The organism is Streptomyces sp. SAI-135 (assembly GCF_029893805.1).
Lineage (GTDB): Bacteria > Actinomycetota > Actinomycetes > Streptomycetales > Streptomycetaceae > Streptomyces.
This window is the reverse complement of record NZ_JARXYP010000002.1, coordinates 325,346-348,363: the sequence shown is the minus strand read 5'-3', so window position 1 is coordinate 348,363 and position 23,018 is coordinate 325,346. Positions and strand designations below refer to the sequence as shown.

At 71.5% G+C, this 23,018-nt stretch carries 12 protein-coding genes and 1 pseudogene; 8 read left to right on the top strand and 5 right to left on the bottom strand.

Going from position 1 to position 23,018, the window contains the following annotated elements; all coding sequences use genetic code 11:
• Positions 1–8 precede the first annotated feature (8 nt).
• Positions 9–938, bottom strand: a complete 930-nt coding sequence (locus M2163_RS06190; protein ID WP_280893355.1) for a serine/arginine repetitive matrix protein 2 — start codon at positions 936–938, stop codon at positions 9–11.
• Between the two features lie 180 nt (positions 939–1,118).
• On the opposite strand from M2163_RS06190, the gene M2163_RS06185 reads away from it, so the two are divergent.
• Genes M2163_RS06185 through M2163_RS06175 form a run of 3 tightly spaced genes read left to right on the top strand, consistent with a single transcriptional unit; the run spans position 1,119 to position 12,540 of the window.
• On the top strand, positions 1,119–9,131 hold the full coding sequence (locus M2163_RS06185) for a hypothetical protein (RefSeq protein ID WP_280893354.1): 8,013 nt from the start codon (positions 1,119–1,121) through the stop codon (positions 9,129–9,131).
• A complete protein-coding gene (locus tag M2163_RS06180) occupies positions 9,128–11,728 on the top strand; it encodes a right-handed parallel beta-helix repeat-containing protein (RefSeq protein WP_280893353.1) in 2,601 nt (866 codons plus the stop codon). Before M2163_RS06185 ends, M2163_RS06180 begins: the two co-directional genes overlap by 4 nt.
• 23 nt (positions 11,729–11,751) lie before the next feature.
• Positions 11,752–12,540, top strand: coding sequence for a mannose-binding protein (locus tag M2163_RS06175; protein ID WP_280893352.1), 789 nt, complete (start codon positions 11,752–11,754; stop codon positions 12,538–12,540).
• Positions 12,541–13,027: 487 nt separating this feature from the next.
• Here the strand turns inward: M2163_RS06175 and M2163_RS06170 are convergent, their stop codons facing one another.
• From M2163_RS06170 to M2163_RS06155, 4 genes are read right to left on the bottom strand one after another with little or no spacing between them, the layout of a single operon-like run.
• On the bottom strand, positions 13,028–14,353 hold the full coding sequence (locus M2163_RS06170; protein ID WP_280893351.1) for an amidohydrolase family protein: 1,326 nt from the start codon (positions 14,351–14,353) through the stop codon (positions 13,028–13,030).
• Complete coding sequence (locus M2163_RS06165; protein ID WP_280893350.1) at positions 14,350–15,942, bottom strand: FAD-dependent oxidoreductase; 1,593 nt, start codon at positions 15,940–15,942, stop codon at positions 14,350–14,352. Before M2163_RS06165 ends, M2163_RS06170 begins: the two co-directional genes overlap by 4 nt.
• Positions 15,939–16,844 (bottom strand): alpha/beta hydrolase, encoded by a 906-nt coding sequence (locus M2163_RS06160; protein WP_280893349.1) that lies wholly within the window; start codon positions 16,842–16,844, stop codon positions 15,939–15,941. The genes M2163_RS06165 and M2163_RS06160 overlap by 4 nt, the downstream gene beginning before the upstream one ends.
• Positions 16,845–16,864: 20 nt before the next feature.
• Positions 16,865–17,698 carry an alpha/beta hydrolase gene (locus tag M2163_RS06155; RefSeq protein ID WP_280893348.1) on the bottom strand — a complete coding sequence of 278 codons (834 nt, stop codon included), beginning with the start codon at positions 17,696–17,698 and terminating at the stop codon, positions 16,865–16,867.
• 1 nt (position 17,699) lies between these two features.
• Here M2163_RS06155 and M2163_RS06150 point away from each other — a divergent pair.
• The 5 genes and pseudogenes from M2163_RS06150 to M2163_RS06130 all read left to right on the top strand — a co-directional run bounded on the left by M2163_RS06150 (position 17,700) and on the right by M2163_RS06130 (position 22,979).
• Positions 17,700–18,446, top strand: a pseudogene (locus M2163_RS06150) (TetR/AcrR family transcriptional regulator).
• A gap of 388 nt (positions 18,447–18,834) precedes the next feature.
• Entirely contained in the window at positions 18,835–19,707 is an 873-nt protein-coding gene (locus M2163_RS06145; protein ID WP_280893347.1) for a trypsin-like serine protease, read from the top strand.
• 415 nt (positions 19,708–20,122) lie between these two features.
• On the top strand, positions 20,123–20,956 hold the full coding sequence (locus M2163_RS06140) for a type II CAAX endopeptidase family protein (RefSeq protein ID WP_280854315.1): 834 nt from the start codon (positions 20,123–20,125) through the stop codon (positions 20,954–20,956).
• A 125-nt stretch (positions 20,957–21,081) separates the two neighbouring features.
• The gene (locus M2163_RS06135) at positions 21,082–22,302 is read left to right on the top strand and encodes a histidine kinase (RefSeq protein ID WP_280893346.1); all 1,221 of its coding nucleotides are present in this window, start codon (positions 21,082–21,084) and stop codon (positions 22,300–22,302) included.
• Positions 22,299–22,979 carry a response regulator transcription factor gene (locus M2163_RS06130; protein WP_280893345.1) on the top strand — a complete coding sequence of 227 codons (681 nt, stop codon included), beginning with the start codon at positions 22,299–22,301 and terminating at the stop codon, positions 22,977–22,979. The genes M2163_RS06135 and M2163_RS06130 overlap by 4 nt, the downstream gene beginning before the upstream one ends.
• Positions 22,980–23,018 lie beyond the last annotated feature (39 nt).

Genomic DNA, 23,018 nt, shown 5'->3' with positions numbered 1-23,018 from the left:
TCGGGGGACTACTCCTCGTCCTCCTCGGGTTCGGACCAGTCGTCGTACGGGCCGGGGCGTGTGGAGACGGTCGTGTTGCCGTCGGCGTCGGTGGTGGTCATGGTCCCGGAGCCGTCCTCGTCGATCACGACCTGCGTGGTGGTCTTCGAACCGTCCGCGTAGGTGGTCTCCATCGTGTAGTCGCGGACGTCGAAGGAGTCGCCGTTGGCCGGCTGGATGACCTGCGGCGCGGAGTCGTAGGTGGTGACGGACGTGTAGGACTGGCCGTCCGGGGTGGTGATGGTGGATGTCTCCTTCATCACGTTGTAGTCGTCGTCCAGTTCGACCGTGACGTCGACCTTGCCTTGTTCGTCCTCGTAGGTGTACGAGGTCGGCGGGTCGTCGGCGGGCTTGTCCGGGGGAGCGCCGGGATCGGTGGGCGCGTCGTCGTCGTTGATCCACGTCTCGCACCAGCCCGGCGCGTCGTCGGCGCTGCAGACCGTGCCGATGTCCGCGTCCGGGTGTTCGGCGAAGTAGTCGGAGGCGCCGATGTCCTGGAGATAGGCGTCCCAGGCGGCCTTGTCGTTCTGCCAGCTCTCGTAGGCCTCCTTGTCGTTCTTCCACTCGTCCAGGCCGATGCTGCCGCTCATCAGTCCGGCGGCGGAGGAGAGCTGGGCGTCGGCGTTGAAGAAGGCGTCCGCGACCCCGCTGAAGGTGTCGGCGAGTTCGGTGAGCCCGTCCTTGGCCTGTTGCGTGCGTGAACTGGACCGTGTGTAGAAGAGGTTGAAGGCGTACGACAGGTCGGAGGAGCCGAACAGCGCCTTGCGCTCGGAGCTGGTGGCCTCGCCGACCTCCTTGAACACCCCGGTCGCGCCACCGGAGTCGGCGGCGTCCGCGAGGTCGCGCATCTGTGCCTGCACGTTGTGCAGGGCGCCGTAGTCGATGGAGAAGTCGGGCACCGCGCCTCCCGCTCGGTCCTGTCCCGGCGGCCCCGGGATCCCTTCCGGTCCCTCCACGCACCGGCAGCCCCGAAAGGTTCAACGTCCTCAACCGGAAATCACGACGCGTTGGTTGAACCTTTTGACCGCCGCGAAGCGTGGACGGTGCGGCAGTCCCCGACCGAAGGAGCGTGTGAACCGATGGCCCGTCCCGCCGACTGGAGCGCGCTCGGCCTGGACAGCGACCCGACACCGGGCGACGCGGACCGGATCGACGCGCTGATCACCTCCCAGGACGACCTGGTCGAGCTGGCGGACACCATCGACTCGGGCCTGAACGACATCCTCGACACCACCGACGGGGCCTTCGTCGGCAAGACGGCCGACGCGCTGCGCGAGGTGATCGACGGCGATCTGCGCAACTACGTGTCCACCTTCCGGCAGGCACACGTGGACGTGCAGACCGCGCTGCGCACCTACGCAGGCGTGATGCGTGAACAACAGCGGCGTGCGGACGCAGCGTTGGAGGCGGCGGCCGCACTCGCGGAGGACGACGAGGCGGGCCGAGAGACCCACAGGTCCACCGCCGAGGACGCCAGGGACACGCTCCAGGACGCGGCGAGCACGGCCGCGTCGACGATCCGCGACGCGGCGGACAGCATCGCCTCGCCCATCGACGAGTGCGAGGAGATCTGGAAGGCACTCGGCTGGCTGGCGCTGATCCTCGTCATCCCGGCGATGATCGTCGGCGGTCCGCTCGCCCTGTTCACCATCGCGCTCAACGTGGCCCTGCTGATCAAGACCGCGGTGGACTTCTCGCAGGGCAAGGCGAGCATCACCGACCTGGTGCTGTCGATCATCGGGGTCATCGCGCCCACCACCAAGGGCATCAACCTCGCCAACGTCTGGAAGGGCCTGAAGGGTGCCGGGATCGACGCCTGGGCAGGGGGCAGGAACCTCTTCCTCGGCGGTCCCAACGCGCTCGGCCTCTTCGGCCGTCTCGGTCTCGGCGTCGACGACGCCTTCCGGGCCACCAATGTGTGGCTGAACAACGGGTTGAAGGGCATCGGCGGACTGCACGTCCCGAACCTGGCGTTCATGCCGGGCATCAAGGGCTTCACGATGACCGGCGGTTCCTTCGGCAAGGGCTTCGGTGTCATCCCCGCCTCCGCCGAGCTGACCGTGATCAACCTGATGGGCGCGAAGACCTTCTTCGGCCTGCGGTCCGTGATCGGCGGTCTCAACGGCATCCGGGGCCTCGGCAGTTCACTCGGCACCACGATGATCAACGGCGTACGCGGCCTGAACGGGCTGCGGTTCTTCCTGCCCGTGGCCGCCGACGAGCTGGGACACGGCCTGGGCTTCGCGCTGAAGATCGGCGTCATCGACCGCGGTGTCTTCGGCCTGTACCGCTACGGCGCCTTCGCAGGCGGCCAGTTCCTCGGCGCGACGAGCAAGATCAGCGGCGGCATCGCGGCCGGCCTCGACGTGCTGCGGCCCGGCGCGGGCCTCGGTTCCCTGCCCAGCATCAGCACCGGGCAGTTCACGCCGAACGTGACGGGCGGCGGTATCGCCTCGGGCCTCGGGAACATGTCGCCGACCTCGCTGTCCGGCTCGATCGGCACGATCAACCTCAGCGGCTTCAACGGCCTCGGCGGCAAGCTCTCCGTCTCGGTGCCCGGCATCGACGCCCGCGTCGTCGACATCCCCTCGACGGGCGGGTTCGGCAGCGTCGGCCGGATCGACCTGCCGACGCTGGGCCCGGTGTCCTCCGTGACCGCGCCGGGGACGGGCGGTATCCACGTGCCGTCGATCAGCACGGGTGCCGGGGCGCCGGTCGGCGGACCGGTCAACGTGCCGAGCCTGGGTTCCGTCGGAGCAGGGGGCGCGCGGATCTCCCCGCCCTCGGTGGGCGTCGGCCACCTCGACGGCCTGCCGTCGGTGTCGACACCGTCGGTGGGGCACATCGACCTCCCGGCGACCGGGCAGGTCGACGTCCCCTCCGTCGGGCAGGTCAACGTGCCGAGCCTGGGCTCGGTGTCGTCCGGCTCCCACGCCGTGCACATCGACATGCCGAGCGTGGACGCGCGGATCACCGACATCCCGGCGGCGGGCACCATCGCCCGTGTCGACATGCCGTCGGCGGGGCGGCTGGACCTGCCGTCGGTGAACCTGTCCCGCTTCGACACACCGTCGGTGCACACCGGGCGCGCGGACCTGCCCTCCGTGAACATCGCCCGGGCCGACGTGCCGTCGGTCGACGTGCGGGGGGTGAGCGGTGCCGACGTCAACGTCGGCCGGGTGGAGGTGCCTTCGGTGGGGACGGGCGGGGCGAACGGCGCCGACCTGCACCTCACCCACGCCGACGTACCCTCCGGGGCGTCCGCCGCGCACGTCGACGTCCCGGCGGCCATCGCCGACACCCCCGCCGTGAACCTCGCCCACGTGGACGTCCCGGCCCTCGGCACCGCCGCCGCCCATGTCACCACCCCCACCCCGGCCCCGGCCCGCGTCGACACCCCCACCGCCGACGTCACCCATGTCGCCCCGACCCCGACACCGACCCCCGCCAACACCGGCGGCCTTAGCGCGCCGACGCCCGGCTCCTACGCAGTGGACCTGCCGAAGCTCGGCCGGGTGGACCTGGCGGTGCTGGCCTCCCGGACCATCGAGGTTCGGATGATGACCGGTCAGCAGTTCAACTTCCTGCACACGTTCACGAACATCGACTCCTCGCTGCCGGGCGTCAGCGTCCGTGTCACCCCGGGAACGGGCCCCCACGGCACGAACGTCCACGTCGACACGGGCGGTGTGCAGGGCGTCACCGCCTGGCACGCCGTCCAGAACAGCCAGGACGTCCTCGTCGTCCAGCGCGCCCTGCCGAACAACGGCGGCACCGACCAGTGGACGTACCACCTGAGCGCGGCGGACAACTGGGCGCCGGCCGGCGGCATGCAGCACTTCCCGCCGGGCACCCTGGCCAACTCCCACGTCCTCGGCTCGATGCCGCCCCACAGCCAAGGTCAGGCCGGCCTGCTCACCCCGCCGCCGGTCAACCAGCCGGTCCAGGGCCCGCCCAACGCCCCCACCACCGTGAACGTGCCCGGTGTCACCAACGCCCAGCTCCAGGTCCAGTTCGGCGCCGCCCCCGGTCGGATCACCGGCGTCACCCCCGTCCACGCGGTGGGCGCGCCGCCGATCACCGTGCAGCACCTCCCCGGAGCGGGCCCGGACAACACCGACCTCGTCCGCGTCGACCACACCGTGAGCGCCGTCGAGATCCGCCGGATCGACCTCGCCCCGGACGCCACGGGCACCCTCACCCCGATCCGCGACGAGCGACTCATCACCCTCGCGGGCGGCCCCCACCAGGGCACTCGGATCGCCGTCGACCTGATCGACGCCAACGCCGTACGGCAGGTGTCCGGGCCCCCGCTCCCGCCCGGCCAGGCGCTCTACACGGGCGGCGAGCTCAACCTCCCCACCCCCGGCGGCTTCCAGCTGTACGACCCGGCGACCGGCCTCCCGGGCCGCACCGGCACCCAACTGACCGGCGGCACCGCCGGCAACAACCTGTACGTGCTCACCGGCGGCGGCCGCCCACAGCTCACCGACGCGCTCGCCGTCCCGCATCCCGGCGCCACGGTCACCCAGGTGCAGGGCATGTTCCACGTCCGCACACCGCAGACTCCGGCCGGCGTCGTCGCCGTCCACACCGCTGACGGCGCCTTCTCCCACGAGGCGATCAGAATCGAGGGCGGCGGCTACCTCCGCGGCCAACACCTGGTCGACGCCGCCGGAAACCGGATCGCCGGCGCCACCGTCACCCCCCAGCACCCCGCGGTACCGCCCACCCCGCAGCCGCCGACCGCGTTCCGCATCGAGAACGGCAACCGGCACCTCGTGGTCGGCCTCGACGGCGCCCGGACCCACGACGTGCTCACTCTCCGGGGCACGAACGACTTCGTGCACATCCCGGCCGGTCAGGGGACCCCGGTGCGGGTGGACGCGGCCGGCGTTAACCAGGGTGCGATCACGTCGGTCGGCGGCGAGTTCCACGTCCCCGCCCTCGGCAACCGCACCACCGTCTTCGACGCGGCCAACGGCACCCACACCCACGACCTGCTCGACGTCCAGGGCGGCCCGCTCGCCGGCAGCCGCCTCCACGTCGACCTGGGCGGCACCCCCGGCCACGTGCTCGACGGCTCCGGGACCCGCACCCACATCGTGGTCCCGCTCCAGGGCACCGGCCACGTGGCACTCGTACCGGTCACGCCGGGCGGCGCTCTGGCACGCACCGATCTGGCGGGTGTCGACCAGGGAGCGATCACGCGGGTCGGCGACGAATTCCACGTACCGGCCCCGAACAACCGGACCACCGTGTACGGCCTCGACGGCACCCACACCCACGACCTGCTCACCCTCCAGGGCGGCCCCCTCGCCGGCAGCGAGATCCGGATCGGGCTCGGCGGCACCCCGCCCCGCCTGGACGGTGCCGTCGTCGTCCCGCAGCAGGGCGGCGGCTTCCGGATCCAGCACGGCGACACCCACGTCGCCGTCGACGCCCAGGGCGTGCACACCGACGACATCGCCACCCTCACCCCGGCCCAGGGGAGCGGCCTCGTCCACACTCCGGCGACCGGCGCCAACCCGGTCCCGGTGCTGAAGGACATGAACGGCGCCCCCGTACCGCACGCCTCCGTCACCGCCGGCCCCGGCGGCACGTTCACCGTCACCCGGGGCGTGGTCGACGGCGGCGGCGCCCCCATCGGCCGCTTCCTGGAGTTCCACCCGGCGGGCGCCGTCAACCTGCTCGACGCCGACCTGGCCCGGCTGGACGACGTACGGGTCGCCGCCCGGCCGTCAGGAGCGGGCTTCCGGATCACCCAGGACGGCGAGATCCTCCTCGTCGACGCGGGCGGCCGGGTCGACCTCGCGGCCGCGGACACGGCCGGGACCGGCGTGTTCCGCGTCCACGACGGCCAGGGCGCCCACCAGTTCGACGCCGTTCAGCTCACCGACTCGGTCGGCACCCGCTTCATCCGCACCGACACCCACACGCTCCTCGACGGTGAGCTGAGCCCGGTCCCGCCCGGCGGACACACTGTCACCCCCCAGCCGGGCGGCGGCTACCGCGTCGACGGCTTCCCGGGCGTCCGGGCGGGCGAGTACAAGCTGTACGACAACCTCGGCAGGATCACCGAGCAGCGGATCGACGTCGTCACCAAGGGCACTGTCAAGCCGAACGAGTACCTCAAGGTCACCCACCCCAGCGACGGCGTCACCAAGCCGACCTGGGAGCGCGTGCGCCTGGACGCGGCCGGCACCCCGCGGCCGCTCACCGGGGCCCGGGGGTGGTACGACGGCGGCACCCTGGACACCAAGGGCCTGGGCCAGGGCCGGGTCCACCTCGTCAGCCACTCCGGTGGCACCGTCTTCGAGCGCAGGACGCTGCCGGGCGGCCACGTCCTCGACGCCTACCACTCGTCGGCCGGGGTGGGTGACTTCGGCCGGTTCAACCAGCGCGGCGGCTGGAGCGAGTACGACGCGAACGGCGCCGTCGTCCGCCACGGCACCCGGCACTGGGGCGAGAGCGGCCGCAGCTGGTTCGACGTGACCACGACCATGGGGATCGACACCCGGGTCCGGCACTTCCAGGCCACCCCCGACGGCGGACACGTCCTGGCCCAACTGGACAACAAGCCGCTCACCCAGTCCTTCGCGAAGACGACCTGGACCCGCTACGACGGTGACCACCGGCCGATCGCCCACGGCACCCGCGACTGGGGCCCCGGCCGGGGCTTCACCGACACCATGCTCCATCCCAGGACCGGCGAGAGCGTCGTCGTCCACGAGAAGTGGGGCCGCTTCACCTGGTCCCCGCACGACGTGCGCCGCTTCCACCAGACGAAGATCGGCGCGGACGGCGTGCCGAAGGCGGAGTACACGTCCTGGTCCGCGCACGGCAAGGAGAACGGCGCCGGAGTGACGCTGAAGAACGGCGACTTCCTGGAGACCCGCCGCTTCGCCGAGCAGCGGCCCCCGGTCTCCTGGCAGTGGCTGACGAGCGGCGAGTACCGGGCCATGAACCTCGACCAGGTGCCCTGGCTGAAGCGGGACAACAACCTCCAGGTGCACCACTTCACCCAGACCCCGGCGGGCGGCGGCGCCCCCGTCCACGGGATGCGGTTCGTCAGCGCCGACACCACGACCGACGTCCTGCGCACCGGCGTCGTCGTCCGCGAGAGCCGCAAGCTGCTGAACGGCGACACCCTCACCGTCGGCGACGTGAAGCTGCCCGCCGGCGTGACCCGCCATGACGGTTACCTGCCCTGGTCGCAGGGTGCCGGCAAGCCGCAGGGCCACCGCACCTACAACGGCGCCGACTTCACCTCGCCGACGATCGACGGCCGCCGGGTGATCTGGCAGGACCGGGTCGCCGTCGGCCCCGCAGGCGGCGACTGGTACACGCCGAACATCCCGGGGCGGCAGTGGAACGTCGTCCGGTCCGGTCTCGACGACGGCACGGTCGTCGAGTACCGCCCGGCCCCCGGCCAGGCGCCCCCGGCCCACCTGAACAACGGCGACTGGACCCGCTACGACCACCACGGCCTCGTCGTCGCCCGCCAGGACACCTGGCCCGACCCCGCGGGCACCGGCAACCACATCCAGGTCACCTCCACCGGCATGCTCGACGGCACGGTGCGCTGGACGGACAGCCTGGGCAACAGCGGCGTCCGCAAGCTCAACCACCACCGCGGCGACGTCACGCCCTGGGGCTGGGACCGGGAGACCTTCCAGGACTTCGACCTGAGCGGACAGCTCGTCCGCGACCACCGGCTCCTCGCCAAGGGCACCACGGTCGACGCCTGGTCCGTCCCCGACCCGGCCGGCGGCCGGACCTGGCACTGGAACAAGGTCGGCGCCGACGGCATGGTCAAGGCCTTCGGCACCGGTCCCGGCGACCGCGTCCGCCGGTGGTTCGACGCCGACGGCACCCAGCTCCCCGACTGGCGCCCCGGCGCCCGCTGGCAGGACCAGGTCCCCGGCACGAACCAGATCGTCCAGGAGATCCCGGCCAAGCCGGCGGGCACCTCCTGGTTCACCGACGCCCCCCACCGGGTGCGCGAGTACACCGTGGACCCGGCGGGCCTCGGCACGATCGATCCGCACGTGTGGAAGGAGTACGAGAACGGCGTCGAGATCGGCCGCAAGGTCGAACTCCGGGACGGCACCTACCTGGAGAGCGAGGACTGGCACAAGCAGTGGCGCCGCTACGGCACCGACGGTGTCACCATGATCGACCAGCGGACCGTCGCGGGACTCGTCTGGCACACCGACACCTTCGGCCGGGTCTCCCTCGTCGGCCGGGAGACCAACTTCACCGGCGCCCTGGCCGAGTTCCGCGGCTTCAGCCGGACCTGGAAGGAAGCCAACATCTGGCAGTGGGGCGCCAGCGTCGACGGCGCGTCCACCGTCACCCCGTTCGCCTACCGGGCCGGGCGGCAGCTCCTCGTCGAGTTCGTCCAGGAGTGGATCCTCGACTTCACCATGAACCTGGCGGTCTACGGCATCGTCGCGGCCGCCACCGGCACGCCGTTCGGTGTGACGGACGTGGCCAAGGCCGCGTTCGGCGCGACCGTCAGCGCGGGCGTCAAGGGCACCTTCTCCGCCGGGCACCTCGCCGCCTACCGCGGTGGCCCGTGGCGGACCGGGCTCGGTCAGGTCGACGAGGGCAACCCGTACAACCGCCGTCCCAACGACAAGAACTGGGGCGACGAGTGGGCCGGCAACGAGAAGGTGCTCCGCTGGCGGACGGGCAGTTACGACTTCGGTGTGGGCCTGGCCAGTGGCATGGTGGCCGGCTTCGTCGGCGGGGCGGCAACGGCGGCGGTCTTCGGTGTGAAGGACAAGGACGGCAACACCGTCAAACTCTCGGGCACGGACGCCTTGTTGGCGGGTGCGATCGGCATGGCGGGCGGTGCGATCGGCGGCATCAGCACCGGCCTCGGGCGGACGCTGCTCACCAACAACCTGGCCGGGCGCTGGTTCCACCGCGGCGGCTTCCTGGACACCATCGCGATCGGCGCCACCGGCAAGCTGATCGACAAGACCTTCTACCAGTTGTTCCTCATGAAGGAGCTCACCGTGTCGATCGGCCCCGGCTACTACACCCACCCGGCCGACGGCTCGAACGGAGGCACCACCGCATGACGGTGATACGCGTGGCCGCCAGGGGCAGGGGAGCCCACCGGACCATCGCGGCCGCACTGGCCGCCGCCCCCGCGGGCGCGGTCGTCGGTGTCGAGCCCGGCGAGTACCCGGAGACCCTCCGGCTCACCCGACGGGTCGTCCTGGAACCCGAGGGCGGCGTCGGCTCCGTCGTCGTGTGCCCGCCCGCGGGGCCCGCCGTCACCGTCACCGCCCCGGACTGCGTGCTCACCGGCCTGGTGCTGCGGGGCACCGACCCCGCGGAACCCCTCGCACGGGTCGAGGACGCGGCCGCGCTGACCCTCCAGGAGTGCGAGCTCGGCGGCGGCCGCATCGAGGTGCTCGGCTCGTCCGCGGGCTCCTCCGCCGCGGCCAACGCGGCACTCGGCCCCGACGCCGACCTCGCGGCCGAACTGGCCGACCCGGTCGACGGCGGCGGCGTCCTGCTGCTGCGCCGCACCGCACTGCGCGGCGCCCGCAACACCGCCCTGCACCTGACGGGCGATGCCCGCGCGCGAGCCGAGGACACGCTGATCGAGGAGGTCGACGGCATCGGCGTGGTGCTCTCCGGCACCGCCGTGCTGCTCGCCGAGCGGCTGCGGGTGCGAGGCGTCTCCGGGTCCGCGCTGCGGGTGCGGGGCGAGGCCCGTCTGCTGGCGGGGGACTGCGTGCTGACCGGCGCCGGCCGCAACGGGGTGCTCGTGCAGGACGACGCCGCGGCCGTGCTGACCGGATGCCGGATCGACGCGGCCGTACGGTCCGGGGTGCGGGTCTCCCACACCGCCCGGGCGGAGCTCACCGACTGCCGGATCACCGAGCCCGGCGGCAACGGGCTGGAGGCCGCCGACACGGCCCGGCTCAACACCCGCGGCTGCCGTATCGGGACACCCGGCGGGCACGGGGTGCTGGCGGTGGGCGGTACGACCGTGCTGCTGGAGGAGACAGTGGTCGACCACGCGGGCGGCACTGCCCTGCACTTCGGCGAGCGCGCCGTCGCCGTGATCGACGGCAGCCGGGTGCGCGGCGGTGACGACCACGCGCTCGCCACGGTCGACGGCGCCCAGGCCGAGGTGGCGCACAGCACCCTGGAGGGCTTCCGAAACTGCGGAGTGCACGTCGAGGACGAGGCGAGGGTCGTTCTGGACGCGGTGCGCGTCACCGGCGGCGAGACCGGCGTGCGCCTGCGGTCCACGGCCGCCCGGCCCAGCGAACTGCGCGACTGCACGGCCCTCGGCCAGCGCCGCAGCGGCGTCGAGATCGGCACCGGCTCCGCCGCCGTGCTCCAGGGCACCCGGATCGCCGGGGCGGGCGCCGCCGGGGTCGCCGTCGACGCGGGCGGCCGGCTCACGATGACCGGCGGCGGGATCGCGGAAGCCGCCGGCAGCGGCCTGGTACTGGGCCGGGGAGCCACGGCGGAGGTGGACGGCGTCCGCATCGACCGGAGCGGCAAGAACGGCATCCTGGTCGGCGACTCGGCCCACGGCACCTTCGACCACTGCGACCTGACCGGCTCCGCCTTCCCCGCCCTGCACATCGGCGCCGGCGCCGATGTGCGCTTCCGGGGCTGCCGTGTCTTCGACTGCGGCCAGGACGTGGGTCTCGCCGAGGGGGCGGAACCGGTCTTCGAGGACTGCGCGGCGATCCGCGTCCGCACGGCCGTACTCCCGACGCTGACGGACCGGCCGGGCACACCGCCGTCACGGCCCGCCGGACCCGGCGCCCCGACCCGGCCGTCCGAACCCGCGCCCACCCCGGTCGGCGCGGAGCTGTACGAGCAGGGCGAACCGGAGCCGGAGCCGGAGACGCTGGAGGACCTCCTCGCCGAACTGGGCGAGCTGGTCGGGCTCGACGGCGTCAAGCGGGACGTCGGCGGCATGGTCAAGCTCATGCAGACCGTACGGCTGCGCGAACAGGCCGGTCTGCCCGCCCCGCCGCTCAGCCGCCACCTGGTCTTCGCCGGCAACCCCGGCACCGGGAAGACGACCGTCGCCCGCCTCTACGGCCGCCTCCTCAAGGCCCTCGGCCTGCTCTCCCGGGGGCACCTGGTCGAGGTGGACCGCAGCGCCCTCGTCGGCGAGTACGTCGGCCACACCGGTCCCAAGACCACCGAGGCCTTCCTGCGCGCCCGCGGCGGTGTGCTGTTCATCGACGAGGCCTACGCGCTCGTCCCCGCCGGGGCCGCCAACGACTTCGGTGCCGAGGCCATCGCCACCCTCGTCAAGCTCATGGAGGACCACCGCGACGAGGTCGTCGTCATCGCCGCCGGATACCCCGACGACATGAACCGCTTCGTCGGCTCGAACCCGGGTCTGTCCTCCCGTTTCACCCGCAGTCTGACCTTCGCCGACTACAGCTCGTCCGAGCTCGTCAGCATCGTCGAGCACCACGCCCAGCGGCACCGCTACGAACTGACCACCGCGGCCCGCAAGGCGCTGGCCGAGTACGTCGAACGCATCCCCCGCAACGCGCAGTTCGGCAACGGCCGCACCGCCCGCCAGATCTTCCAGCAGATGACCGAACGGCAGGCGTTGCGGATGTCCGATCTCATCGCGCCCGACCCGGCCCAGCTGATGCAGCTGGACGAACAGGACCTGCCGTGACCCACCCCCCGGAGCCCGATCCCATGTCTGAGCCCAGCCCGCACCTGTCCAAGTCCGAACGGTCCCCCTCGGAGCCCGGGACGGGCAGGAGTTTCGCGGACACCTTCCGGCGCCGTCCGGCCCGCGGACCCCGGGGCCTGACCCCCGGCCCCCGCGTCTGGGCCGTCACCGCGTGGACGGCCGCCGTGAGCGCCGCCGCGGCCACCGCGGTCCTGACCGTCCCGCCGCTCCTGGCCGACCGGGACGAGGACGACGAGCAGGACACGGGCCGGACCGTGGTGGCGGCGCCCGCGCCCGTCGAGCCCTCCCCGTCGCCCAGCCCCGAGGCATCGAAGAGAACCGCCGAGCCGAGCCCCACCGAGAAGGAGACCGAGCGCGAGGAACCCGCCCCCGTGGTCATCACGAAGACCGCTCAGGCCGCCCCCACCACCAAGGAGCCGAAGCCGGTCACCCAGACCAAGAAGGCGACGAGGAAGCCCAGCGCACCGCAGTGGACGCAGACCGTCGTCTCGGCCACGAACGTGCTCTCCACCGGAGAGTCCTGGAAGACCAACCGCATCCGGATGACCATGCAGGCGGACGGCAACCTGGTCGTCTACAACGAGCACGGCAAGCCGACCTGGGCCGCCATGAGCTTCGGCGAGGGCTACACGGCCCGCTTCCAGACGGACGGCAACCTCTGTGTCTACAACGGCGACGACCAGCCCGTATGGGCCACGAACACCTTCGGGCACCCGGGCGCGCAGCTCGTCCTGCGCAAGGACGGCAAGGTGGTGATCGTGCAGAACGGCACCGTGCTGTGGAGCACGTGATCCGGACGCCTGGCGGACCCCCGCCGCGGTGACCGACGGCGCACGACGTCTGAGCCCCACCGCCTGGCCGGCGGCCGGGTCGAGGAACGGCACGGCGGCCTACGTGCCGGGCCGCCCGTTGGGCAGCGGCGGTGGCCGCCGTGCGATCGCTGTGATGGGCGAGACCAGGGAGAGAGCGTGCTCGGTTGCCGTGTCCGCTGACGCCTACGTCTGCCGCGGGCCCTCTGGGGTCGGGCCCGCTCGGGCAGCGCCGAGAGGGGAGCGGCGGCGCTCCGTGCGACCGGGACGGAGTCGAAGTTGTTGCTGGGAGTGCAGGGCGTCGCGAGGCATCCCCGCGGTAGTCGGCATGGGACTGCTCACGGCACTCTCTTGCTGTGGGAACGAGGCCGCGGTGTGCGGCTCTGAGGGGCGTGGCCATCGCGCCGACGAGGACGGGTGTGTCGTGCGCGTCGGCGCGCGGTTCACGCGTGGGGGCCGTTGCGGTCTGTCAGCCGGGAGAGCCCGCGGGCCTGATGCCGCGCAGCAGCCGCTCTCCGGACTCGCACAGCTGGTCCCTGACCTCGTCGAGGCCGGATGCGAGCAGGACGTGATCGCGTTTGCGCCAGGTGCCGGCGACCATCACCGCTTCGATGTTGGCGATGTCGGCGTGCAGGACCGTGGCGACCGGGTCGTGCGCCGGCCACAGGTTGAGCGCCCGGGCGTCGACGGCGACCAGGTCCGCCTGCATGCCCGCCTCGATCCGCCCCACCCTGTCCGCCAGGCCCAGTGCCTTGGCGCCTTCGACCGTGGCCCAGGCAAGTGCCTGTTTGCCGGTGACAGATGGTGTGTTGGCGTACGTGCCGGTCGTCTGCCGGTGGTGGGCGTGGTCCAGGCTGCGCTGGTGGGCCAGGGCGATCCGGGCGGCGGTGAGGACCCTGCCGGGTACGACGGTGTCGATGTCCGTTCCCAGGGAGGGTGCCGCGCCGAGGCTCAGCAGGGATCCGGTGACGGGTGTGCCGTGTCCCTGGCCCAGTTCGTTCTCCGGGGTGGTGGTGAAGGTGACGCCCGCTTCGACGAGGGTCTTGATCCAGTCGTCGGGCAGGTCGGCTCCGTGCACGACGTTGGTCAGAGGGCTGAACAGCCCGGCGTTGCGCACGGCTTCCCAGCCGGGTGAGGGTTCTCCGCCGCTCTGGTGCATCGAGACGACGAGGCCGCGTTCCGCGCCGGCCCGGAAGTCGGCCAGCGCGGTCTCGGCGGAGGAGTACTGCGGCCCCTGGAGGGCCATGCCCAGGGTGAGGAGGGCGTGCTCGCGCACGGGCCCGTCGAGCAGCCGGTCGATCTCGGCGAGCGGGTGAGGTGTGTCCGGCGAGCGGTAGGGCGTGCCGTGCAGGAAGACGGCGCGGATCCCGGCCTGGACCAGTCCCTCGACGGCCGCGTCGGCGTGCTCGGGCGACAGGGCGTTGTGACACCAGTCGCCGACCGTGGTCGTACCGCAGTTGATCTGGTTCAGGGCGCCGGCGAGATTGCTGATGTGCATGTCGGCCGGGGTGTACTGCCCGACGCACTCGCCGTGCAGGTGGGTGAGGTACTCCATCAGCGTCCAGTCGGCGCCCGCGGAGCGCAGCGCGGTCTGCCAGATGTGCAGATGGGCGTTGACCAGGCCGGGGATGATGACGCGGCCGGAGAAGTCGACGACCTCGGCGTCGGGTACCTCGATGGTTTCGCCGACGGCGGCGATGGTGTCGCCGTCGATGAGGATGTCGACCTGCTCGGCGTCCGGCCGGTCCGGCGTCATCGTGATGACGTGCGCTCCGCGCAGCAGTATGCGGCTCATTCAGTGGCCCCCGAACCGGGGGAGGTGTGGCTCTGCCAGGACATGGTGCGGCTCCTTGCCAGCGGCGTCATTGCCCGCACGGCGGTTTGTGTGGTGGTGAGGAAATCCCGAGTGGCGATGTGCCCGATGTAGCCGTCGGGACGGATCAGCAGCAGCGTGTCGCCCGTCAGGCCGTAGGCACTCCGCAGCGTGTTCTTGGGGTCGGAGAAGGTGCGGCCGTCGCCCGCGGCCGATCCGCCGGTGAGCCGCTTCAGCCGGGCGCCCGTCGTCGGCCAGTCGAGGAGTTCGAGGTCCCGGACGGCTCCTGGGCCGTAGGCGATGGCGGTGAAGTGCGGTCCCTGGAAGAGCTCGAACAGGCGGGTCTCGACGCCGTCGGCGCCGAGCAGTCGGGCGTCCGGGGCGCGGTCGCCCACGTGCAGCGTGCTGGTGCCGCCGCTGTCGGCGGGGGCGAGCGGGCCGCCGTAGTAGGTCAGGGCGAGCTGCTGCTCGTCCTTGCCGCGCTTCATGCTGGAGGGGTCGAGCTTGGCGAGGCCGCCCCACTTCTCCGTGGACAGTCCCAGGACCCCGGCGGCGATCGGCTGCCGCTCGGCCTGGTAGGTGTCCAGCAGGGCCGGGTCCGCTCCGGCGAGGACCTGGCCGAGCTTCCAGCCGAGGTTGTAGCCGTCCTGCATGCCGGTGTTCAGGCCCTGCGCACCGGCCGGGGTGTGGACGTGCGCGGCGTCGCCGACGAGGAAGACACGTCCGCGGCCATAGTGCTCCGCGAGACGGATGTTGGGCCGGAACACGGACGTCCAGTGGATCTCGTGCAGCTGGATGTGCCGGTTGCGGGTGTGGGAGTGGATCCGGTCGATGATGGCGCCGATCTCCTGGGGCGGCTTCTCGTCGGGCGTGAGACGGATCATCCACTGGAACATGTCGCTGTCGGGGAGCGGGCAGGCGCCGATGAGCTTGCCGCCGAGGCCGGGCCACATGTGCCACCGGTTGCGGGCCAGGCCACTGACGGAGGCATCCACGATCAACACGCGCTCGGCCTCGTCCGTCGTCCCGGCGAAACCGATGTCGAGCTGCTTGCGCACCACACTGGAGCCGCCGTCGGCCCCCACGGCATAGCGGGCGACGATCTCCTCGACCCCGTCCGCGCCCACCACCTTGGCGACCACCGTGTTCTCGTCCTGCGTCAGCTCGGTCAGTTCCTTGCCGAACTCGACCTCGCGGCCGAGCGCACTGAGCCGGGCGTGCAGGGCGCGGTCCGTGCGGAACTGCGGGATCAGCCAGGTGTTCGGGTACGGGACGTCCGGGGTCGCGTCTTTGTGGGGGAACATCTTCCACGGCACACCGATGGGCCCTGCATGGATCCCGAGCTTGGGATAGATGTCGCCGCCGGCCAGCACGTCGTCGAGAGCACCGAGGTCTTCGAGGACTTCGAGGCTGCGGGGCTGGATGCCCTTGGCGCGCGAGCCCTCGAAAGCGTGGGGGGACCTGTCGACGATCCGGACGTCGAGTCCGCGGCGTACGAGGTCGATCGCCAAGGCGGAGCCCGAGGGGCCGGCACCGATGATCAGTACGTCGATGGCCTGCGGGCTGTTCATGTGTCGAGCCTTTCGGTGCGTGCGGACACGAACGGGACGAGCTGATCGGCGACGTCGCGAGGCCGTTCGTATGGGGCCATATGGCCGCAGTTGTCAATTACGTGATACTTCTGCGGCTTCAGCAGAGCGCGCGCCGTGTCGAACTGCGCCAGTGGCGTGACGTTGTCCTCGTCGCCCCACAGCAGCAGCGTCGGAATGCCCAGTGCCCCCGTCTGCCGGAAGAGGTCGTCCCGGCCGGAGACCGGCAGGTGCTGCAGGGTGTCGAAGACCGCGTACAGCGAACCCTCGAAGCGGAAGGCGTCGAGGACCATCTCGGTCAGTTTCGCGCCGAGCTCGGGGTCGCGGACATTGTGTCCGAGGTGCCCCTGGAGTAGCTGAAGGCCGCGACGGCGGGCGACCACTCCGGCCAGCAGATCGCTGCGCAGCAGCCGGTTGGGGGAGGTCAACCGCGGCTTCGCGAGACCGGCGGGTCCGACGATGGTGAGGGTCGACACCGACGAGCGGTACTGGGCGGCGTACGTCATGCTGACGAGCGCGCCCATGGAGGTGCCGACCAGGTGCAGGGGCCGCGCCGTCAGGCCGAGCCGGTCCGTCAGCTCGGCGAGCTGCCGCGTGAACAGCGTCTCGTCGTATCGCGCCTGTACTCGGTCGGAGTAGCCGCGGCCGTAGGCGCTACAGGTCAGAGTGCGCAGCCCGCGGGCGTGCAGCTCGCCGACGAGGCCGTCCCAGTAGAACAGCGGGATGGTCAGGCCGCCCGCCATCAGGACCACGTCCCCGTCCTCGGGCCCCGTCAGCTCGTAGTGGGTGACGCCGTCGGACAGCTCGATGAAGCTGCCGCGCAGGGCCCTGCGCGAGTCGGCGGTGAGCTTGCGGTCCTCACCCGAGGCGACGAAGTACTTCATGGAACGGGCCTCCTTGCCCTTCAGTGCGTGGGGGTGTCGGCGCAGGAGCCGAGGAACTTGGCGATCGCGTCCGCGACCCACTGCGGTTCTTCCTCCGGCAGCAGATGTCCGCCGTGGGGGTGGACGAGCTCCTGGGCGCCGGGGATGTCGCGGGCGAAGTGCTGGCCGTCGATGCTCGCGCTGCGCAGCACCAGCGTGGGCACCGTGATGCGGGGGATCTGCGGACTGCGGTCCGGCTGGTCGGTGTTGCAGAAGTCGACGAAGGCCGAGCGGTTGCCGGGGCGGCTCATGAGTTGATGAGCGCGGTCCACCATGGCGTCGTCCACGATCTGCGCATACGGCCCGACGGCCTCGCGCAGGCTGCGCTCGATGGCCCCGCGCGGCATCACCCGCCTCAGCAGGGGGCGCAGCAGCGGGTTGCGGGTCAGGCGCATGCCTGCCGGCACCTCCTTCTCCGGGTAGCCCGTGGCATTGACGAGCACCAGGCCGGTCAGCCGCTCCGGATGATCCAGCGCGAGGTTCCAGGCGATGTTGCCGCCCAGGGAATTGCCACCCAATGCGTAGCGCGGCACGCCCAGCGCCTCCACGAAGCCGGCCACCGTCGCGGCGTACGCCGGGACGCGGTAGTCGCGGTCCTTGCGCGGGCCCGTCAGTCCGAACGCCGGCAGGTCGGGACGGATGACGTCGAACGCATCCGACAGCAGATCCGTCGTGCGGTCGAAGTGCTGCAGGGATGAGGCACTGCCGTGCAGCAGCACGAGAGCCGGGCCGCGCCCAGCACGCTTGTAGTGGATCCGCAGGCCGTCCACCTCGACGAACCGGGAATCGGGCTGGGGCTCAGACCAGGAACTCATAATGGATACACTGTTACCGATAAGGTGGTCGTGTCAAGAGGAAGTCCCCGCGGTTAGGGCCACGGTGGTCCTGAGCAAGGAGATGGCTCAGTTGGTGCGCCGCGCTGCCGGTCGTCCGCCGGTCCCACCGGACCGGATCCTCGCCATGGCGCTGCAGATCGTCGACGAGGAGGGAGCGAAGGCGCTGTCGATGAGGACCTTGGCCGAGCGCCTGGACTCGGGTACGGCGACGCTGTACCGGCATTTCGGCAACCGGTCAGAGCTCGTGGCGCAGGTCGTGGACCACATGTACGGCCTCGTCGAGCTGGACGACCGGGAACTTGCCTCGGCGAGCCGGCAGCAGTCTCTGAGGGATGTGGCACACGCCATGTTCCGCGCCCTGGGCAGGCACGGGAACGCAGCCCGGCTGCTGGCCGAGCAGATTCCCGTCGGCCCCAACGCGATGGCGCTGCGGGAACGCTGTGTCGCGGTCCTGCTTGAAGCGGGATTCGAGGGCTCACTGGCCACGCGGGCGTAAGTGACGCTGGCTCGCTACGTATGTGGCCTGGCGATACAGCTCAACCGTGAGAACGGCGCCGGTCAGCGGAGCAACGAGGTGTCGGTCGCTGCGCTGCGGGGCGTCGATCCGGCACAGTTCCCCGCTGTCCACTCGATCGCGGACGCGTTGCCGGTGCCTGTCGAAGAGGCCTTCTCCTTTGGGCTGGATCTCATCATCAGGGGACTGGGGGCCTTCCATGATGGCGGCTGACCAGGGCAGCAGCTGCGTTGGGCGTCAGGTCGTGCCAGTGGCTGCGTCTGTCGAGCGCGATCTTGTCCATCTCGGGAGCGGGGCCGGAGCTTGCTGCTGCCGCCGCTCACGCCCGACGGGCCAGAAAGACGTCCCGGCCAATGCCTCCATCCGCCTTGAGTTCAGGTGCTCCTGCCCTCGCGGTGCGCCGATGGCCGCTACGTGGCAAGCCTGTTCTACAAGACCCTGTTCGGTCGCCTCGCGCGGTGAGCTGCCCCGCATGGCCCGTGCATAGGGAAAACCCTGGAAAGGCGAGCGTGCTCTTGTCGCTGCCGTCTTCAGGGCGCTTCACTGGCGCTGCTGCACCCCCCACAGGAGAACACCCGTCCCGTCAGTAGAAGGGTTTCTCTTGACCGCCCTACGCGCCTCCGCCGTCACCGCCGCGGCCTGTGCCGCCGTCCTAGCGACCGCGCTGCCGTCCTCGGCCATCAACTCGTACAACGCGACACCCGCACCCGAGCGCACCGAGGTCGGCGCGCTCGTCGCGACCTGGGACAACGACGGCGACCCCACGACACCCGACCGGGTCGACTGGGTCTGCTCCGGCACCATGATCGACGCGGACACGTTTCTGACCGCCGCGCACTGCACCACCGACTGGCCCGACAACGTGAAGTTCTACGTGTCCCTGGACCAGGACGTGCAGGCCGGCCTCGACGCCGCCGCGAAGAAGTACCCCGGCGATCCGGCCGCGCAGGCAGGCGCCGTCGCCGTCGAGGGCACCGCACACAGCCATCCCGACTACCCCGGGCCCGCGTCCGACCCGCACGACATCTCGGTGATCGAGCTGCCCGCGACCAAGATGAAGGCCCGCTGGACTTTCACCCCGGCCACGCTGCCCACCGCCAACCAACTCGGCGCGCTCGGCCCGCAGTCGCTGAACTCCACCGACTGGTTCGTCGCCGGATACGGCACCCAGGAGGCCCAGCGCGGCCCCGGCGGCCAGACCCACCCCGGCGGCGGCGTCCGGATGAAAGCGCCCGTCACCTTCGACGCCCTCAACAACGCGTGGGTCCGCCTGGCGATGACCGCACCCCAGGGCAACGGCGGCGCCTGCTACGGCGACTCCGGCGGCCCCAACTTCGCCGTGATCGGCGGCCGTAACGTGCTCGCGGCCACCACGATCACCGGCGACGGCCCGTGCTACGCGACGAACGTGTCGTACCGCCTGGACGCCCCGGGCGCCCGCGCCTTCCTGGCGCCGTTCGTGAAGCTGCCGTAGCGGCCCCGGACGGGCGAAGAGCGCCGTCTTCGCAGCGCCTCACCGCGCTGCCCGGCCCGCCGTCGACATGGCTCCAACGAGCCGTCGGCGGCGGGCTGATCTGTGACGGTCAGTTCGGCGGGCTGGGCTCCGGCTATGGCCCCGGGTGTACGTCCGGGGGCTGGGGGAGAGCCGGTCGCAGACGGCGCCGCAGGACTTGGCGGGGGCCAACTGCCCTTTTGCCTGTCGCCGGTTGGCCTCTCGCGAGCCACACCTGTCGCGTTGTCCCCCTTGCGAGCTACGGGGGAGTGTCCACTGCACGGTGACGATTCCCGAGCGTCGGCTCCGTAGCGTTCGGTGCACCGCGGAGCGTCGCACCGCGGGCCGGGGAAGGCACCGGACGGGACTGGCCAAGGGAGCCCACGTCGTGAAGGTCATGAAGATCGTCCTGCAGATAGTCGCCGTGTTCGCGGTCTACGCGATCTGCGGCGGCGTCATCAGCGGGGTGAAGGACAATCCGTGGCTGTCGCTGCTGGCGGGCGCCCTCACCGTGGCCGCCATGGTGTTCGTCTACCGGTGGGTGGTGAAACGCACCGAGAACCGTGAGGTCACCGAGCTGCAGGGGAAGGGCGCGACGAGAGCGGCCTCGTGGGGCCTGCTGTTCGGCACGCTGATGTTCCTCTGTGTCATCAGCAACATCTACCTCCTTGGTGATTACGAGGTTGACGGCATCGACTCGGTGAGCGGGGCCATCGGCCTGATCGGCTTCATGGCCGGTGCTGCCGTGACCGAGGAGATCGTCTTCCGCGGTCTGTTGTTCCGGCTCGTGGAACGGGGCGCGGGTACGTACATCGCGCTGGTACTGTCCGGCCTCGTGTTCGGCGGCATGCATCTCCTCAATGACGACGCCACTCTCGCCGGTGCCCTCGCCATCTCCGTCGAGGCCGGCGCCATGCTCGCCGCCGGGTACGCCGCCACCCGCAATCTGTGGCTGCCGATGGGCGTGCACTTCGCCTGGAACTACATGGAGGCCGGCATCTTCAGCACCCAGGTCTCGGGCAGCGGCGACAGCCACGGTCTGCTGGAGGCCAGCCTGTCCGGCAACAAGCTCGTCACAGGCGGCGAGTTCGGCCCCGAGGCGAGCCTGTACGCGGTGCTCTTCGGCACGCTGCTGACGGTCTGCTTCCTGATCGTGGCCCACCGCCGCGGCAACATCGTCCCTCTGCGCCGCGCCGAGCGCGCTGACACCCCCGCCGCACTCGTCCGGTGATGAGGGAACAGGGATCCGCCGGGACGCCGGAGCACCGGACGAACGGTGGCGGGCACTGCGAGGGCGGAGCCGGGCACCGGTCGGCCGGGGCCCGGCTCCGGCCGTTTGCGCGCACGGGAGGGCAGGTGGCGATCCGCCGCCGGCTGGGCGGGATCCAGCGCCGGCTGGGCGCAGTACAGAAGAGACTGAGGGGCGCCTGGTACCGGCTGGACGTCGTCGTGCGGGACCTTCCCTTCGGGCTGTTTCTGCTGACCGGTTCGTTCGTGCCGGCGCTGCGCAGCAACGGGACGGTTCTCGGGGGCGTCTCCGACCGCCCGCACGACGCACTGGCCGTCGTGGTGATCCTGCTGGAGTCCCTGCCGCTCGCGGTGCGGCGGCGGTTGCCGTTCCTCTCCTTGGCTCTGGTGTCCTGCGCGTTCGCCGTCGACCAGCTTCGCGGCTACCACACCTTCGCGGCCACCGCGATGCCCGTCATGCTGGTGAGCACCGGCTCGCACCTGGAACGGCACCGCCGGATCTGCGTGTTGGGCCTGACCGCAGCGTACGTGGCACTGGCAGTGACCCTTGCTCAGGCCGGATCCGGGGAGGACGTCACGGGATTCGTGACGTTCTACCTGGCGCTGGCTCTGGCGTGGGGCGCCGGGGGCTGGCTGCGCACCACCCGGCGGGCGGAGGCCGAGCGGCGCAGGCGGATCGCGGTGGAGACCCGGACTGACGAACGCACGCGGATCGCGCGGGAGTTGCACGACGTCGTGACCCATCACGTGACGGCGATGGTGGTGCAGGCGGAGGCCGCCCGCTATCTGACCGCCGCGCCGGAACGGCTGGACCAGTGCCTGAGTGCCGTGTCCGACACCGGCCGGCGAGCGATCACCGATCTGCGGCACCTTTTGGACCTGCTCAACCCCGATCACGGCACCGGGAGCGCCGGTGACGGCCCGGGGGAGCCCAGGTCACCGGCGGTCGGCCGCCTCCTCACCCTGGTGGAGCAGACCCGCCGGGCGGGCCAGCCGGTGGCGTTCACCGAGGAGGGCACCCCGCCGGTGTCCACCGGCAGCGCCGACCTCGTGGCCTACCGGGTGGTGCAGGAAGCACTGACCAACGCGCTCAAGTACGCTCACGGCAGCCGCACTTCGGTCACCGTGCGGCACGGGGAGAGGGAGATCACCGTGGAGGTCAGCACGGACGGTGCCGGCTCACGGGCCGCCGCCGTCGGTGGCAGCGGGCGGGGTCTGGCCGGTCTGCGCGAGCGGGTCGACGTCCTCGGCGGCGACTTCAGCGCGGGCGCCGGTGCGGGCGGCGGCTTCGTTGTCCGGGCGCGGATTCCGGCCAGGAGCCGCTCGTGAGCACCTCTTCACCGTCCGGGACCGCACCGACCCGGGTCCTCGTCTGCGACGACCAGGCGCTCATCCGCATGGGCCTGGTCACCATCATCGACGCACAGCCCGACATGGAGGTGGTCGGCGAGTGCGGCGACGGGCAGACCGGCGTCGAACTCGCGCGCGAACTCACGCCGGACGTCGTGGTCATGGATATCCGCATGCCAATCCTCGACGGCCTCGAAGCCACTCGCCTGCTGGCGGGGGCCGGGGTCGCCCACCCCGTCAAGGTCCTCGTGATCACCACGTTCAACCTGGACGAGTACGTCTACGAGGCACTGCGCGCCGGAGCGAGCGGCTTCCTGCTCAAGGACGCCCCGCCCGACCGCCTGCTGCACGGAATCCGCACGGTGGCCATGGGGGCGGCGCTGCTGGACCCCGACGTCACCCGCCAGCTCGTCGGCCGGTACGCGGCCCGCATCCGCCCCGCCCACGGCGCCCCCACCGACATCCCGCTCACCCCGCGCGAGTTGGAGGTGCTGCGGCTGATCTCGGACGGCCTGTCCAACAGCGAGATCGCCGCCGCCCTGGTCATCAGCCAGGAGACGGTGAAGACGTTCGTCTCCCGCATCCTCACCAAGTTGAACCTTCGCGACCGCGTCCAGGCGGTCGTCTACGCATACCGGCACGGCCTGGCGAGCTGAGCGCCCCGCAAGCCGGGAGGTCCGCAGGCCGGACTCCAG